15 protein-coding genes are annotated in these 15878 nt (G+C 71.3%); 6 read left to right on the top strand and 9 right to left on the bottom strand.

Going from position 1 to position 15878, the window contains the following annotated elements; all coding sequences use genetic code 11:
• Window positions 1-247 precede the first annotated feature (247 nt).
• Genes BO39_RS07485 through BO39_RS07465 form a run of 5 tightly spaced genes read left to right on the top strand, consistent with a single transcriptional unit; the run spans window position 248 to window position 4574 of the window.
• Complete coding sequence (locus BO39_RS07485) at window positions 248-1267, top strand: NAD(P)/FAD-dependent oxidoreductase (protein ID WP_043831637.1); 1020 nt, start codon at window positions 248-250, stop codon at window positions 1265-1267.
• Window positions 1260-1934, top strand: a complete 675-nt coding sequence (locus BO39_RS07480) for a glutathione S-transferase family protein (protein WP_043831635.1) — start codon at window positions 1260-1262, stop codon at window positions 1932-1934. The genes BO39_RS07485 and BO39_RS07480 overlap by 8 nt, the downstream gene beginning before the upstream one ends.
• The gene (locus BO39_RS07475) at window positions 1934-2764 is read left to right on the top strand and encodes a VOC family protein (RefSeq protein ID WP_043831633.1); all 831 of its coding nucleotides are present in this window, start codon (window positions 1934-1936) and stop codon (window positions 2762-2764) included. Before BO39_RS07480 ends, BO39_RS07475 begins: the two co-directional genes overlap by 1 nt.
• Window positions 2761-3510, top strand: a complete 750-nt coding sequence (locus BO39_RS07470) for an FkbM family methyltransferase (protein WP_043831631.1) — start codon at window positions 2761-2763, stop codon at window positions 3508-3510. Before BO39_RS07475 ends, BO39_RS07470 begins: the two co-directional genes overlap by 4 nt.
• A complete protein-coding gene (locus BO39_RS07465; protein ID WP_043831629.1) occupies window positions 3510-4574 on the top strand; it encodes a glycosyltransferase family 4 protein in 1065 nt (354 codons plus the stop codon). Before BO39_RS07470 ends, BO39_RS07465 begins: the two co-directional genes overlap by 1 nt.
• Here BO39_RS07465 and BO39_RS07460 read toward each other — a convergent pair.
• From BO39_RS07460 to BO39_RS07445, 4 genes are all read right to left on the bottom strand, one after another.
• Window positions 4555-5238 carry a YjbF family lipoprotein gene (locus tag BO39_RS07460; RefSeq protein ID WP_052401741.1) on the bottom strand — a complete coding sequence of 228 codons (684 nt, stop codon included), beginning with the start codon at window positions 5236-5238 and terminating at the stop codon, window positions 4555-4557. The genes BO39_RS07465 and BO39_RS07460 overlap by 20 nt on opposite strands.
• A gap of 66 nt (window positions 5239-5304) precedes the next feature.
• Window positions 5305-5793 carry a L,D-transpeptidase family protein gene (locus tag BO39_RS07455; RefSeq protein ID WP_043831627.1) on the bottom strand — a complete coding sequence of 163 codons (489 nt, stop codon included), beginning with the start codon at window positions 5791-5793 and terminating at the stop codon, window positions 5305-5307.
• 86 nt (window positions 5794-5879) lie between these two features.
• Window positions 5880-6854, bottom strand: a complete 975-nt coding sequence (locus BO39_RS07450) for a pirin family protein (RefSeq protein WP_043831625.1) — start codon at window positions 6852-6854, stop codon at window positions 5880-5882.
• Between the two features lie 163 nt (window positions 6855-7017).
• Window positions 7018-7542 (bottom strand): MarR family winged helix-turn-helix transcriptional regulator, encoded by a 525-nt coding sequence (locus tag BO39_RS07445; RefSeq protein ID WP_052401738.1) that lies wholly within the window; start codon window positions 7540-7542, stop codon window positions 7018-7020.
• A 164-nt stretch (window positions 7543-7706) separates the two neighbouring features.
• On the opposite strand from BO39_RS07445, the gene BO39_RS07440 reads away from it, so the two are divergent.
• On the top strand, window positions 7707-9296 hold the full coding sequence (locus tag BO39_RS07440; protein ID WP_043831622.1) for an FAD-dependent monooxygenase: 1590 nt from the start codon (window positions 7707-7709) through the stop codon (window positions 9294-9296).
• Window positions 9297-9593: 297 nt separating this feature from the next.
• Here the strand turns inward: BO39_RS07440 and BO39_RS07435 are convergent, their stop codons facing one another.
• Genes BO39_RS07435 through BO39_RS07415 form a run of 5 tightly spaced genes read right to left on the bottom strand, consistent with a single transcriptional unit; the run spans window position 9594 to window position 15848 of the window.
• Window positions 9594-10571, bottom strand: coding sequence for a tripartite tricarboxylate transporter substrate binding protein (locus BO39_RS07435; RefSeq protein WP_043831619.1), 978 nt, complete (start codon window positions 10569-10571; stop codon window positions 9594-9596).
• 57 nt (window positions 10572-10628) lie between these two features.
• Entirely contained in the window at window positions 10629-11768 is a 1140-nt protein-coding gene (locus tag BO39_RS07430; RefSeq protein WP_043831617.1) for an acyl-CoA dehydrogenase family protein, read from the bottom strand.
• A gap of 13 nt (window positions 11769-11781) precedes the next feature.
• Window positions 11782-12984, bottom strand: a complete 1203-nt coding sequence (locus BO39_RS07425; protein WP_043831615.1) for an acyl-CoA dehydrogenase family protein — start codon at window positions 12982-12984, stop codon at window positions 11782-11784.
• Between the two features lie 12 nt (window positions 12985-12996).
• Complete coding sequence (locus tag BO39_RS07420) at window positions 12997-14175, bottom strand: acetyl-CoA C-acyltransferase (protein ID WP_043831614.1); 1179 nt, start codon at window positions 14173-14175, stop codon at window positions 12997-12999.
• The gene (locus tag BO39_RS07415) at window positions 14172-15848 is read right to left on the bottom strand and encodes an AMP-binding protein (protein ID WP_043831612.1); all 1677 of its coding nucleotides are present in this window, start codon (window positions 15846-15848) and stop codon (window positions 14172-14174) included. The genes BO39_RS07420 and BO39_RS07415 overlap by 4 nt, the downstream gene beginning before the upstream one ends.
• Window positions 15849-15878 lie beyond the last annotated feature (30 nt).

The raw sequence follows: 15878 nt of genomic DNA, 5'->3' as shown, positions 1-15878 counted from the left end.
CAGCCCCCGCCGCCAGATTGCTTTCGGCTCATTGGCGCCAACCCTCATCCGGGGCATCCACGACAGTTTTGAAGAAAATGAGGGGGTCCGGGGGAGAATTCCTTCTCCCCCGGCCTTTCCCGCGCATTCCAAGGCACCGTCCCAAGTGAGAGGCGGCACTTCGAAAGTGGCCGGGGCCCTGCCTTCCCCCCCTCCCCCACCCGCTGTATCACGCCTCCCTCTATTTCCGACGGGAGGCGCCACCGCCATGACCGCGCATATCGAGACGGACGTCGCCATCATCGGCGCCGGCCCCGCAGGCCTTTTCGCTGTGTTCGAGTGCGGGATGCTGCGGATGAAATGCGTGGTGATCGACGCGCTGGAGGCGATCGGGGGCCAGTGCTCGGCGCTCTATCCCGAGAAGCCGATCTTCGACATTCCCGCCCATCCCCGCATCGCCGGCGGCGACCTCATCCGCGAGTTGGAGGCGCAGGCGCAGCCCTTCACCCCGCTCTACCTGCTCGGCCGCCGCGTGGAGCGGCTGCTGGAGGAGGACGGGTTCTTCACCCTCGGCACGAGCGAGGGCGACAGCGTGCGCGCGCGCGCCGTGGTGCTGGCGGCCGGGGCCGGCGCCTTCGGGCCCAACCGCCCGCCGCTGGAGGACCTGCCGGGCTACGAGCGGGCCGGCGCCGTGCGCTACATGGTCAACCGGCGCGAGGACTTCCGCGGCAAGCGCGTGGTGATCGCGGGCGGGGGCGATTCTGCGGTGGACTGGGCGCTTTCCCTGAAGGAGATCGCGCGGAAGGTAACGGTGGTGCACCGCCGCCCGAAGTTCCGCGCGGCGCCGGAAAGCGCGGCGCAGCTCGACGCCGCCGCGGCGCGGGGCGAGGTGGAGATGGCGATCCCCTACCAGCTGCACGGACTGAAGGGCGACGGGGCGAACCTCACGCATGTCACGCTGGCGACGCTCAAGGGGGAGGAGCGGGACGTGGAGGCGGACCACCTCCTCGCCTTCTTCGGGCTTTCGATGGAACTGGGGCCGATCGCGGAATGGGGGCTGGGGATGGACCGCAGCCACGTGCAGGTGACGCCCGCCACCTGCGAGACCTCGCGGCCCGGCATCTACGCCATCGGGGACGTCGCGACCTATCCAGGCAAGCTGAAGCTTATCCTGCAGGGCTTCTCTGAGGCGGCGATGGCCGCGCACGCCATCCACCCGCGCGTGCATCCGGGCGAGGCGCTGCATTTCGAGTACTCCACGTCGAAGGGGGTTCCCGTTCATGGCTGACCAGGGGGCTGACGGAAGGCTGTTCATCGGGACGAAGCGCTACTCCTCCTGGTCGCTGCGCGGCTGGCTCGGGGTGCATCTCGCGGGGCTCGACGTGGAGGAGGTGGTGATCCCCCTCGCGGGCGGTGGCGGCACCGCCGCGATCAAGTCGGCGACGCCCACGGGGCTCGTGCCCTATCTCGAGCACCGCGGCGCGCGGGTCTGGGAGAGCCTCGCGATCCTCGAGTACTGCGCCGAGTTCGCGCCCGCCCTCTGGCCGGAGGACCGGGTGCTGCGCGCGCTGCTGCGGAGCGCGGCCTCCGAGATGCACGCGGGTTTCCGCGGGCTGCGCCAGGCCATGCCAATGAATCTCGGGCGCGACTTCTCGGGACGCGGCGGCACGCCGGACGCGCTGGCCGATATCGCGCGGATCGAGACGGTCTGGGCAGGGTGCCTGGACGCCAGCGGCGGGCCCTTCCTGCACGGGGCGGCGATGGGCGTGGCCGACGCGATGTACGCGCCCGTCGTCACGCGGCTGATCACCTACGCGCCCGCGCTTTCCGCGCGCGGCAAGGCCTATGTGGCGGCGGTGCGCGCGCATCCGCTCGTCGCCCGCTGGTACGACGAGGCCGCGGCCGAGCCGGAATCCTGGCTGCTGCCGCATTACGAGGCCGGGCCGCCCGCCTGATGGGGACCGCGAGCGGGCTCGATCATGTCGGCGTCTGCTCGCGCGACGCGGCGGCGCTCTGGGGCGCCTATGAGCGGCTCGGCTTCGCGCTGACGCCGGTGGCGCAGCAATCGGGCGGCAGCGGGCCGCTCGGCACGGCCAATTGCTGCGCGATGCTGCGGCGGGGCTATATCGAGCTGCTGGCGATCCTCGATCCCTCGCTGCCCGACAACGGGCTGGGCGCGATGCTCGACCGGCTGGAAGGCGCGCTGATCCTCGCCCTCGGCATGAGCGATTCCGAGGGGAACCTCGCGCGGCTGCGGCGGGCGGGGATCGAGGTGCCGGGCATCGCGCCGCTCTCGCGGCCGGTGGAGCCCGGCGGGCCGATCGCGCGCTTCGAGCGGCTGCCGCTGCCGGGCGCACCGGAGGGCCGCGTGCAGCTCGTGCGGCACCTGACGCCCGAGCTGATCTGGCGCGACGCATGGATGAGCCACCCGAACGGCGCGCGGGAGCTGCGGGCGGCGATCCTCGTCGCCGGGCGGCCGGCGGAGAGCGCCGCGCGGCTTTCCCGCCTCGCCGGGTTGCCGCTGGAGCCAGACCCGGCCGGCGGCTTTGCCCTGCCCCTGCCGGACGGCGCGCGGGTTCGCGTGCTGGGACCGGAGGAGGCCGCGCGGGTGATGCCCGGACTGGAGGCGCCGGCCTTGCCGGCCGTGATGGGCCTGGTGATCGGCGTGGAGGACCTCGACGCGACGCGCGCCGCCCTTTCCGGCGTGCTGCACGCGGAGGTGCCCGGCGGGCTGATGGTGCCGGCGGCGGAGGCGGCGGGCTGCGCCCTGCTTTTCGAGGCATGAGGCCGCGCAGTGCCATCCGGCGGTCGGTCGAGACCTATTGCGCACCTGAGCGGGCGGCGCTGCTGGACAGTTTCCTCGCGCGCTTCCTCGGGCCGGGTGAGCTCGGCTTCGATGTCGGCGCCCATGTTGGCGACCGTGCGGCGAGCTTCCGGCGCCTCGGTGCGCGGGCCGTGGCGGTGGAGCCGCAACCAGCCCTTCTGCGCGTGCTGCGCTGGGCCTTCCGCGGCGATTCCGATGCCGTGCTGGTTGGCGCTCTTGTTGGCGCGGCACCGGGGCAGGCAGTGCTGCGGCTGAACACGCGTAATCCCACCGTCGCCACCGCCTCCAGCGCCTTCGTGGCGGCGGCGGAGGGGGCTGCGGGATGGGAGGGGCAGGAATGGGACCGCGAGATCATGCGCCCCGTCACGACCCTCGATACGCTGGCGGCCGAGCACGGGCGGCCGGATTTCATCAAGCTGGACGTGGAGGGCTTCGAGGCGGAGGCGCTGGCGGGCCTCACCTTCGCGCCGCGCGCCCTTTCCTTCGAGTTCACGACCATTCAGCGCGACGTCGCGGCGGGATGCCTCGCGCGGATGTCCGCCCTCGGCCCCTACCGCTTCAACGCGGCGCTGGGGGAGAGCATGGCACTCGCCCTTCCCTCCCCCGTTAGCGCGGAGAGGATGCGGGAATGGATCGAGGCGCTGCCGCACGCGGCCAATAGCGGCGACGTCTATGCGAGCCTTGATCCCCAACGGATCACGCCCTGATGCGGTTGGAAGCCTTCCTGCCGCATCTCGGCTTCGCGGCGCTGCTCGTGCTGCTCTCCGCCGGCGTGGTGCGGCTGCTGATCGCCCACCCCATGCTGGACGACCCCGCCCGGCGGCCCGCCACCGCGCATACGGTGCCGACCCCCAAGGGGGGCGGCCTCGGCATCGTCGCGGCCTTCGTGGCGGGAATGGTGGTGCTCTACGGCACCGCCCGCTTCGCCCGCATCGCGGAGACGGAATTCATCGGCACCATCCTGGCCGCCGTGGCTATCGCAGGCGTTGCGCTGGCCGACGATCTCCGGGATTTCCGATTCGTCGTGAAGCTCGCGGCCCAGGCAGGGGCGGCGATGGTCGCCATGGCCAGCGGCCTCGTCGTGACGCGGCTCGCCCTGCCCTGGATCGGCGTGGTGGAGCTCGGGATCTGGGGGCCGCTGCTCACCCTGTTCTGGATCGTCGCCTGCACGAATGCCGTGAACTTCATGGACGGGATGGACGGGCTCGTCGGCGGCTCGCTGCTCGTCGCCTGCGCCGCGCTCTGCCTCATCGGGGCGGAGCAGGAGGCCTGGTTCGTCTACGCGGCCTCGCTGTTCCTGATGGCGGGACTGATCGGCTACCTGCCCTACAACCTGCACCCCGCGCGGATCTTCATGGGGGATGTGGGCAGCCAGTTCCTCGGCTTCGTGCTGGCGGTGCTGGCGGTGGCCTGCGCGCGGTTCGATACGGCGCAGGTCTCCTTCCTCATCGTGCCGCTGCTGCTCTTCGCCCATCTGTTCGACACGGGCTTCACGCTGGTGCGGCGGATCGCCATGGGGGAGCGGCCGAGCACGCCGCATCGCACCCATCTCTACCAGATGGCCGCGCGCAGCGGCATGCCGGTGCGCTGGGTGGCCGCGGTGCACGGGGGTTTCGTGCTGTTCCAGGCGGCGCTCGCCCTCGCCTTTCCGGGGCTGGCGCCCTGGGCGAAGCCGCTGGTGGTGTTGCCGCCGCTGCTGGTGCAGCTCCTCTGGCTCGCCTATGTCGCGCGCCGCGTGCGGCGGGCGGGGCTCAGTTGGAAGGCGAGCTGACGACCTCGATTACCAGCGGCCGGTTGTCCATGCCCACCCACTGCTCGGAGCGCCAGACGGCGCCGGTCTCGGGGTCCGCCCAGTAGCGATTGACGAAGCGAGCGCCGCCGCCACACCGCTCCTCGACGTAGAGCCCCTCCTCCACCCGCACGGCACGCAGCCGGCACTCGAGCGGGACACCGAAGCGCATGCGGTCGATGTCGCGGTTGGCGGGGACGAGGTCCACCACGCGGCGGGCGGCGGCGGGGCGCTCGACCAGGGTGGTCACGTCGTCCAGCGGGTCCGGGCTGTCGAAGCGGGTGGCGGCGAGGCTCGTCTGGGTGCCGGCGGTGGCCACCACACGGGCGCCGTCGGTCGCGATCACCGTCCCGTCGTCGGAGCGCCACATGCGCTGCTCGCCCGTGCCCTGGATAAGACTCATCACCTTTCGCTGGCTGCCATAGGTGACGAGCAGCGTCGGGCCGTCCGTCGCCTCCACCTCGTCGACGTCCTGGATGCTGCCCGCGGGCAGGGCTCGGCGGATGGGCGTCAGCCCGTCCTGGCGGGGCGGCAGGAAGACGCTGGCGCGCAGGGCGTTCTCCACCGTGCGGCCGGTCTCGCCCATGTCCGGCGTCTCGCAGGCCGCGAGGAGAAACAGCAGGGGCAGGAGGCGCAGGGGCGGCATCGCCGCAGGATAGAACGGCCGGGAGCCGGAAGCATCACGGAATCGTGTTTCCACCCGCGGCGTGCTTCAGGCGACCTCGATGGCTGTCAGCCCAGCCGCCAGCGCGGCGCGCAGGTCGGGCAAGGCAAGGGCGATGCAGCCCTCCGTTGGCGCGTAGTCGGGCCGGGCGAGGTGGAGGAAGATCGCGCTGCCCCGCCCACGCACCACCGGCGCGTCGTTCCAGCCGAGCACGCCGATGATGTCGTAGACGGCGTCGGCCCGCCAAAGCTCCTCGTGGCTGGCGGCGAAGGGCAGGGTGACGGGGCGGTTGTAGGCGGTATCGGCGGGGTCGTCGCACCAGCCATCGGTGGGCGAGATCGGCTCCACCGGCACGGCGCAGCGCGGGGGCGGGAGGCGATCCGCCCGGTAGAGCACGCGGCGCAGCGGCAGGAGGGCCCGCGGCGTGGCGCCGTCGCCCTCGCTCTTGTCGGCGCGGATGCCGCCGCGGCCGATGGCGCAGCGCCAGCGGTCCCGCTGCAGCGTCAGGTAGGTGCCGTCGAGCCAGGCGATGGTCATGCGGCTTCCTCGCCGGGGACAGGGCTGCTTGCAAGGGGGCGGCAGTGGCCTGGGGAGTTTCCCCGGGGACTACCCGCGACGCCCCTTCAGCTCGTCGGCGACCCCGCGGAGGGCGCCTGGACCGCAGCGCGCACCGAGACGCGCTCCTCAGGCAGCGGGATGAACTCCTTGTCGTCTCCTGGCACGGTGCCGAAGCGGCCGGCCTTCCAGTCCGCCTTGGCCTGTTCGATCCGCTCGCGCGAGGAGGAGACGAAGTTCCAGAAAAGGTGGCGCGGCCCGTCCATGGCCGCGCCGCCGAGCATCAGCAGGCGCGCGCCCCGGGGTCCGGCGCGGAGCGCCAGGTCGTCGCCCGCGCGGAAGACGAGCATGCGGCCGGCCTCGAAGCGGTCCTCGCCCACGCTGACCTCGCCTTCCACCACATAGGCGCCGCGCTCCTCGTGGTCGGGCAGGGGCAGGAGGGCACCAGGAGAGAGGATGGCGTCCGCGTAGAAGAGGTCGGAGGGCGTCTCGACCGGGGATCGCGCCCCCCAGCCATGGCCGGCGATGAGGCGGAGCCGCGCGGCCCCGTCCTCGATGACCGGCAGGGTATCGGCGGGGTGGTGGACGAAGGCCGGCGCCGCCTCCTCCTGCGCGCGGGGGAGCGCGACCCAGGACTGGATGCCGTAGAGCGGGTTGGCATGGTTGCGAAGCGCCTGGCCGGTGCGCTCGGAATGGGCGATGCCGCGGCCGGCGGTCATCCAGTTCACGTCGCCCGGGCGGATCGAGAGGTCGGAGCCCAGGGTGTCGCGGTGCTGGATCTCGCCCTCGAAGAGGTAGGTGACCGTCGAGAGACCGATATGCGGGTGCGGGCGCACGTCCAGGCCCTTGCCGGTCAGGAACTCGCCCGGTCCCATCTGGTCGAAGAAGATGAAGGGGCCGACCATCTGGCGCCCCTTGGCGGGGAGCGCGCGGCGCACCTCGAAGCCGCCGATGTCGTGCGTGCGAGGCAGGATCACCTGGCAGACCGGGGCGCCGTCGGGGCATTCGGGCATGACGCCCGCGGGGTCGCTCTCGACGCTCATCGCGTTTCTCCTGGTGGGCGCAGCAGGCCGCGGGATGCTCCGGCGGCCCCTGGCCCCTGTGTTCACGGGGCGCGGTTCGGCCGGGCCGCAGGATGCGCGAGCCGGGCGCCCGCGTCACGCCGGCGCGCGCGCCCCTGCATCACGGGCGTGTGGGTACGGCGCCTCACCGCTCCGGGCGCATGAGCGGGACGCGGACGAGGGCGTCGTGATGGTCCATCAGGCGGTCGAGCAGCGCGGTGAGGGTCCGCGCCTCCTCGGCGGAGAGGGGGGCGAGTAGTCGGCGCCGGGCGCGCTCGGCCGCCGGTGCCAGGGCCTCGAGAAGGCGCGCCCCCTCCTCGGTGAGGGAAAGCACGCGGCGGCGGCCGTCGGTCGCGTGGCGGTCGCGGCGGAGCAGGCCGCGTCCCTCCAGCAGCCCGACCACCATGCCGGTGGTGGAGCGGTCCAGCCCCAGCGCCTGGGCGACACCGACCTGGTCGAGGCCGGGTCGCTCGCTGACGGCGACGAGGATGCCGTACTGCGTGGAGGTGACCTCGAGGCTGCGGCACTCCTCGGCGAAGACCGAGAGGGCGATCTGGTGCGCGCGGCGCAGCTTGAAGCCCGGGCGCGCGTAGATCGCCGCGAGGAAGCCCGCCTCGGGCGCGGACCCCTGGGCAGGGGCTGGACGGGGCTTGCGGGCCTGGCCGTTCACGGCCGCGCTTCCAGGGCGTGGTCGGGCATGGGAAGGGGTTCGCAGGAATCAGGGGCGAGCGCCAGGGGGTGCTTACAAATTTAATCAGTCGTCTGACGATCTTGACTGACGGCGACTGGGATGGAAATCTCGGGCCTGCTCAAGAAAGAACCGGAAACGCCTCGATGTCAGACAATCACGACAGCACGCAGGTCATCATCGTCGGCGGCGGACCGGTGGGAACAGGGCTCGCGATCGAACTGGCGCTGCGCGGCGTGCGGTCGATCCTGGTGGAGCGCTACCCCTCCCCTCAGCCGATCCCCAAGGGTCAGAACCTGACCCAGCGGACCATGGAGCACTTCCATTTCTGGGGCGCGGAGGCCGCGTTGCGGGCCGCGCGGACCATCCCGCCCGAGTACGGGATGGGCGGGCTGACCGCCTACGGCACGCTGCTGGGCGAGTACCAGCACGACTGGCTGCAACGCGAACTGGTGCGGCAGTTCTACTTCACGGGCAACGAGCGCCTGCCGCAATACGCGACCGAGGCGGTGCTGCGGGCGCGGGCCGCAACCCTGCCGGGGATCACGACCCTCTATGGCTGGACCGCGGAGGGGGTGGAGCAGGACGCTGACGGCGTGACCGTCACCGTCGCCGAGCGGAAGGGCACGGGCCGGCGGACCCTCCGCGCCGCCTATGCCGTGGGCTGCGACGGCAGCAAGTCCACCGTGCGCGAGGCGGCGGGCATCACCCAGACGCGCTCGGACCACGATCGCCTCATGGTGCTGCTCGTCTTCCGTTCCGAGGGACTGCACGAGTTGCTGAAGCGCTACCCCGGGAAGTCCTTCTACAACGTGCTGCACCCGGACCTTGAGGGATACTGGCAGTTCTTCGGACGCGTGGACCTCGGCACCACCTGGTTCTTCCACGCGCCCGTGCCGGCGGACACGACGAAGGACAACACCGATTTCACCGCGATGCTGCACCGGGCTGCCGGCGCGCAGTTCGACGCCGAGTTCGAGCATATCGGGTTCTGGGACCTGCGCTTCGCCATCGCGGACAGCTACCGCAAGGGCCGCCTCTTCGTGGCGGGGGATGCCGCACACAGCCACCCGCCCTACGGCGGCTACGGCATCAACACGGGGCTGGAGGACGCGGTGAACCTCGGCTGGAAGCTCGCCGCGTGCTTCGATGGCTGGGGCGGGCAAGGACTGCTCGACTCCTACGACGCCGAGAGGCGGCCGGTCTTCGCCTCCACCGCCGGCGACTTCATCGAGCGCTCGATCCACGTGGACCGCGACTTCCTCGCCGCGCACGACCCGGCGCGCGACCGGGCAGGCTTCGAGGCCGGCTGGGCCACACGGACATCCAGTGCGGCCGCGGAGGTGGCGTCCTTCGAGCCGAACTACGAAGGATCACCCATCGTGCAGGCCCTGCCAGGCGAGCCGCGCGGCCCGAGCGCCGTCGGCACGCACAGCCTGACCGCGCGCGCCGGCCATCACCTGGCACCGCAGGTCATGGCCAGCGGCCGCAACGTCTACGAGGAGTTGAGTCAGGGCTTCTCGCTGCTCTCCACCTCGCCTGATGGCACGGTGGCCACTGAATTCCGTGAGGCCGCGAACAGGCTGGGCATGCCGCTCGCGGTGATCGCCCTCAGCGAGGAAGCCAGGCGCAACTACGCCGCCGAGAACGTGCTGGTGCGGCCGGACCAGTTCGTGGCCTGGGCGGGCGAGTCCGCGGAGGCGGAGAAGGTGCTGGCGCAGGCGCGGGGCGGCTGAGGGCCCTCTTGCGCATCCTTCTGCCGTTGCCCTGCGGCTCCGGAGAGGGCTCTGCCCTCTCCGAACCTCACCCGCCAAGGGCCTGAGGCCCTTGGATCCCCATCGGGCTGGCGCGGATGCGATGATCGGGGACCGGTTCTTTCGGCGCGCCCTTCCTGCACGTGCAATCGCCTCGGGTCATTGACCCGAGGCGCACCGGCCGTGAGGCATCCTAAATTCGAAGAAAAAGATGATGGAGAGGGGTCCGGGGAGAGGAAGAATTCCTTCTTCCTCTTCCCGGAGTCACACAGGACCGGCCTACCCCGCCTTGAGCCCCAGGCGCCGGATCATCGCCCCGTCCTCCTCGTACTGCGCCCGTGCGGCCACGGTGTAGTCCGCGCTGCCGAGAAAGGCGGGGGACATGTCGTAGCGGTCCAGCACTGCGGCGTGGGCGGGGTCCTGGGCGGCGTCGCGGAAGGCTTCCTCGAGCACGCGCACGACCGCGGGGTCCATCCCTGCGGGACCGCCGATGCCGTAGGGCGAGGTGGAGACGATATCGAGGCCGAGTTCCTTCAGCGTCGGCGCGTCGGGGAAGCGCTTGGCGCGTTCCGGGCCCCAGGTGCAGAGAAGGCGGAGTTGCCCGGCCGCGACGAGTTCGGACCAGCCGCTGGTTTCCGCCGAGACCTGGGTATTGCCGGAGAGGGTAGATTGCAGGTTCTCCGCCGCGCCGCGATAGGGCACCTGCACCCACTCGATCCCCTGCTTGGCCGCGATCTGCTCCATGGTGATGTGAAGCGATGTGCCGGAGCCGGGCGTGCCGTAGTTGATCTTGCCAGGGTTCGCCTTCGCGTAGTCCAGCAGCTCGCGGAAGGTTTGCCAGGGCGCATCCGCCTTCACCACCACGCCGAAGAGATAGCCGGTGATCTGCGCGATGTAGGTGAAGTCCTTCATGGGATCGAAGGGCGGGCGCGGCACCATCTGCGGGTAGCGGAAGACCGAGATGGGGATCTGCGACAGCGTGTAGCCGTCCGGCCGCGCCCCGCCCGCGAGAAGCTGCGCGCCGAGGATGCCACCCGCGCCGGCGCGGTTTTCCACCACCACCGGCTGGCCGACGCGGCGGGAGACGGCATCGGCCAGGGCGCGCATGAGGATATCGGTGGAGCCGCCCGGCCCCCAGGGCACGATCAGGCGGATCGGCCGGTCGGGGAAGCGGGACTGGGCCAGCGCCGGGCGGGCAAGGGCAAGGCCGGTGCCGAGCGCGAGCGCGCCGCGGCGGCCGATGATGTCAGCGGTCATGGTTGGTTTCCTCCTCGGCAGGCCCTTCGGCCCTTCCCGGTGCGCAGCAGCGTTCCGTCAGATCTCTTCCACCAGCCCGCCGGCCTCCGCAACCTCGCGCAGGTGGTGGTCGGTGTCGCCGAAGAGCAGTTCGTTGGAGGTCAGGCGCTTGAAGAGGTGGCCGGCGCGGTATTCCCAGGTCATCGCGATGCCGCCGTGCAGCTGGACCGCCTCCTGCCCGACGAGGCGGGAGGAGCGGTTGACCTGCGCCTTGGCCGCGGCGATGGCCGGGCGACGCTCGCGGGCGTCCGGCTCCTCCGCCATCATCGCGGCGTAGAGCGCCATGGAACGCGCCTGCTCCACCGCCACCAGCATGTCCGCCGCACGGTGCTGGAGAGCCTGGAACGACCCGATGGTGACCCCGAACTGCTGGCGCTGCTTGAGGTAGTCCACGGTCATGCGGTGCAGTTCCTCCATCGCGCCGAGGCTGTCGGCGCAGAGGGCTGAGAGCGCCACGTCCACCACGCGCCCGGCCAGCGGCAGGCCGGCATCGACCTCGCCCAGCACGCGATCGGCCGGCACGCGCACGCCGTCGAGGGAGATCTCGGCCACGCGGGTACCGTCCTGCGCGGGCATGCCATGGCGGGAGACGCCCGGCGCGTTCGCGTCCACCAGGAAGAGGGTGATGCCGTCATGGTCGCGGCGCCCGCCGGCGGTGCGGGCGGTGACGACCAGAAGGCCGGCATCGTCGCCGCCCAGCACCACGCCCTTGCGGCCGTCGAGCATGAAATCGCCGCCCTCCCGCCGCGCGGTGGTGGCGACGTCGTAAAGATCGTAGCGCGACTGCCGCTCAAGCTGCGCGAACCCGATCTTCAGCGAGCCGTCCGCGACCTGCGGGATGAACTCCGCCCGCTGCGCCTCGCTGCCGCCGAGGCGAAGGAAGCCGCCGCCGAGCACGACCGTGGAGAGGTAGGGCGCGGTAATCAGGGAGCGCCCGATCGACTCCATGACGATCATCGTCTCGACGGGGCCACCGCCGATGCCGCCATCCTCCTCCGCGAAGGGAAGCGCGAGGACGCCGAGCTCGGCAAGGCCGTTCCAGAGCGCCGCGCCATCGCCCGCGCCCCCGTGCTGCGCCGGGTCGCGCGCGTTGTCCGCCGCGAAGCGGTCGATGCTTTCCTTGAGGAGCCGCTGCTCCTCCGTCAGGTCGAAGTCCACGCCGCGTATCCTCTCAGAGACCCAGGAAGGCCTTGGCGATGATGTTGCGCTGGATCTCGTTCGAGCCGCCGTAGATCGAGACCTTGCGGTAGTTGAAGTAGAGCGGCGCCGCGGCATCGGCCCATTCGGGCGAGACGGCGGGCTCGTTCCAGCCCTCCGGCCGGTCATGCTCCGGCGCGGGCAGCGCGTAGGGGCCGGCGACCTCCAGCAGCAGCTCCGTCGTCGCCTGCTGCAGCTCGGAACCCTTGATCTTGAGGATCGAGGAGGCCGGATCGGGCTTGTCGGCGTCGCGGTGGCGCTGGTTGGCGACCACGCGCATCTGGGTGATCTCCAGCGCCTTCAGCCCCACCTCCAGCTCGGCGACGCGGCGGCGGAAGTCCCCGTCCTCCCACAGCGTGCGCCCGCCCGCCTCCGTCTCACGCGCGAGGCGCTTGGCGCGCGCCAGGCGCTGCTTCGAGAGACCGATGCGCGCGATGCCCGTGCGCTCGTTGGCGAGGAGGAACTTGGCGTAGTCCCAGCCGCGGTTCTCCTCGCCCACGAGGTTCTCCATCGGAACCTCGACATCGTCGAAGAAGACCTCGTTCACCTCGTGCGCGCCGTCGATGGTGATGACGGGGCGCACCGTGATGCCCGGCGTCTTCATGTCGATCAGCAGGAAGGAGATGCCGCGCTGCTTCTTCGCCTCCTTGTCCGTGCGGACAAGGCAGAAGATCCAGTCGGCGTGCTGGCCGAGCGTCGTCCAGGCCTTCTGGCCGGAGACGATGTACTTCCCGTCCCGCTTCTCCGCGCTGGTGCGGAGCGAGGCGAGGTCGGAGCCCGCGCCGGGCTCGGAGAAGCCCTGGCACCACCAGATATCGAGGTTGGCCGTCGCCGGCAGGAACTTGCGCTTCTGCTCCTCCGAGCCGAAAGCGGCGATCACGGGGCCGACCATGAAGACGTTGAACTGCAGCGGCAGCGGCACGGCGGCGCGCTGCAGCTCCTCGGTGTAGAGGTAGCGCTGCACCGGCGACCAGTCCTTGCCGCCCCAGGCCACCGGCCAGTTCGGCGTGGCCAGCCCCGCCGCGTTCAGGATGCGGTGGGAGGTGATGATGTCCTCGCGGTCGAGGTGCCGGCCCTCGGCCACCTTTCGGCGAATCTCGGCGGGCACCTTCTCGCGGAAGAAGCGGCGGAGATCGTCGCGGAAGGCGATCTCCTCGGGCGTGAAGCGCAGGTCCATTGGCGTTGCTCCTTACGCGATCTCGATCAGCCCGGCGGCGCCCTGGCCGCCGGCCACGCACATCGTCACAACGGCGTAGCGCACCCCGCGGCGGCGCCCCTCGATCAGCGCGTGGCCGACCATGCGCGCGCCGCTCATGCCGAAAGGGTGCCCGATGGAGATGGCGCCGCCATTCACGTTGACCAGCTCCGGGTCGATGCCGAGCGTGTCGCGGCAGTAGATGGACTGGGAGGCAAAGGCCTCGTTCAGCTCCCACAGGCCGATATCCTCCACCTTCAGCCCATGGCGGGCGAGCAGGCGGGGCACGGCGAAGACGGGGCCGATGCCCATCTCCTCCGGCTCGCAGCCCGCGACGGCGAGGCCGCGGAAGATGCCGAGCGGCTGCAGCCCGCGCCGCGCCGCCTCCTCGGCGGACATGAGCACGCTGGCGCTGGCGCCGTCCGAGAGCTGGCTGGCGTTGCCCGCAGTGATGTACTTGCCTTCCTTCACCGGCTTGAGCTTGGACAGGCCCTCGATGGAGGTGTCAGGCCGGTTGCCCTCGTCCTTGGAGAGGGTGACCTCCTGCTGGCGGACCTCGCCGGTCGCCTTGTCCGTCACGTTCATCGTCGCGGTGATCGGCACGATCTCGTCGTCGAAGCGGCGGGCCTGCTGGGCGCTCGCGGTGCGGCGCTGGCTCTCCAGCGCGAACTCGTCCTGCGCCTCGCGGGAGATGCCGTAGCGCTCGGCCACGAGGTCCGCCGTGTCGATCATCGTGTCGTAGATGGAGGGCTTGTTCGCCTCCAGCCAGGCGTTGCGGTAGTGGTTCCGGTTCACCGTGGGCTGCACGAGGGAGATGGATTCCACCCCGCCCGCGACGGCCACCGGCACCTTGTCCACGATGATGCGCTTGGCGGCGGCGCCAATCGCTTCCAGGCCGGAGGCGCAGAAGCGGCTGACGGTGACGCCGGCGGAGGTGACGGGGATGCCGGCGCGGATCGCCGCGTGGCGGGCCACGTTGCCGCCGGTCGCACCCTCCGGATAGCCGCAGCCCAGGATCACCTCCTCCACCGCCTCGGGCTCAAGGCCCGCGCGCGACATGGCGGCGCCGATGGCGTGGGCGGCCATGTCGGCGCCATGGGTGGCGTTCAGCGCCCCGCGCATGGCGCGCCCGATCGGCGTGCGGGCGGTGGAGACGATCACGGCATCGGTCATAGGGTGGGGCTTTCCTTGGGCGTCGCGCTCCGGGCCATTTCCTCGGCGACCAGGGCACTGGCCAGCAGCTTGCCGGCGGGGGAGCGGGGAAGTTCGGTGCGCAGTTCCAGCGCGGTCGGCATCTCGTGGCGGCCGAGACGGTCGCGCAGGAAATCCTTCAGCGCGTCGAGCGTCATCTCGGGCGCGCCGGCGCGCAGCGTCACGAAGGCCTTGGCGGACTGGCCGCGATAGGCGTCGGGAATGCCGATCACCACCACCTCGTTCACGTCGGGGTGCTCGTAGATCGCGCCCTCGATCGCCGCCGGGTACACGTTGAAGCCACCGGAGATGATCATGTTCTTCCGCCGGTCCATGAGGAAGAACATCCCGTCCGCCTCCATGCGGCCGATATCCCCGGTGAGGAACCAGCCGTCGCGGAAGGCGGCCGCGGTCTCGGCGGGCTGGTTGAGGTAGCCGGCGAAGACATTGGGGCCGCGAATGGCCATCTCCCCGGCCTCACCGGGTGGCAGCGCGCGGGAGGGATCGTCCAGCGCCACGATGCGCATGTCCACGCCTGGCAGGGGCACGCCGATGATGCCCGGGCGAAGCGTGGCCGCGATCGGCACGCGCGTGCCGGCGGGCGAGGTCTCGGTCATCCCCCAGCCGATATGCAGGCGCTGGCCGAGCATCGCCTCCACCTTCGCACCGACATCAAAGGGCAGCGGCGCACCGCCGGAGACGCAGGCGCGGAGCGAGGAGAAGTCGCGCGATGCCGCCCCCGGCTGGTTCAGCAGCGCGATCCACATGGTTGGCACGCCCGACAGCACGGTCACGCGCCGCGTCTCGATGTCGCGCAGCACCGTCTCGGCCTCGAAGCGCGGGCGCAGCAGGATCTCGTTGCCGCAGGAGAGGTGGCGCAGCAGCACGCTTGTCAGGGCGTAGATATGGAACAGCGGCAGCACGCCCATGACGCGCTGCTCGCCCTCCGCCAGCGCGCCGCCATCTACCCAGTGGCGGTAGATATCCACGGCGGCCGTTAGGTTCGCGTGGGTGAGCATGGCGCCCTTCGGCATGCCGGTCGTGCCGCCGGTATACTGTAAAAGCGCGACGTCCCCCGGCGAAACCTGCGGCCAGACGGGCACCGCACTGCCATCAAGGGCGGAAAGATTGAGCGCGCGCGGGTTCCCCTCCCCTGGCGCCCCGCCCCAGGCGGCATCCTCGCCGAGCAGCACGCGATCGACGATGCCCGCCTCCAGCATCTCCAGCGCCGTGGGAAGCAGACCCGGCAGGTCAGTAGTGATGACGATCCGCGCGCTGCTGTCGGTCAACTTGTGGTGCAGCACCCGGCGGGCATCGAGCGGGCTGAGATGCACCACCCGCGCCCCCAGCTTTGCCAGGGCGAGAAAGCAGACGGGGTGCCAGGGCGTGTTCGGCAGCAGCAGCCCGACGGGAAGGCCCGGCGCCACCCCAAGGCGCATCAGGCCGGCCGCCAGCCGGTCCACCGCGGCGCCGAGGGCGGTGTAGCTCACCCTCTGGCCGCGGTACTCCAGCGCAGGCTGGCCACCCCAGCGCGCTACCGCCCGGTCCAGCAGGTCGCCGATGGTGCCGGTCGCGATGGGCGCATCCCAGCGGCAGCCCGGCGGGTAGGACGCGAGCCAGGGGCGGAGCGGCGCTGCGAGCGCCTCCTCAGCCATGGGTTCGGGAAACCGCCATCTGGCGCCGCA

Origin of the sequence: Roseomonas aerilata DSM 19363 (assembly GCF_000711725.1) — a bacterium.
GTDB classification, from domain to species: domain Bacteria; phylum Pseudomonadota; class Alphaproteobacteria; order Acetobacterales; family Acetobacteraceae; genus Roseomonas; species Roseomonas aerilata.
The sequence above is the reverse complement of the archived record's forward strand: the minus strand, read 5'-3'. Positions and strand labels throughout refer to the sequence as shown.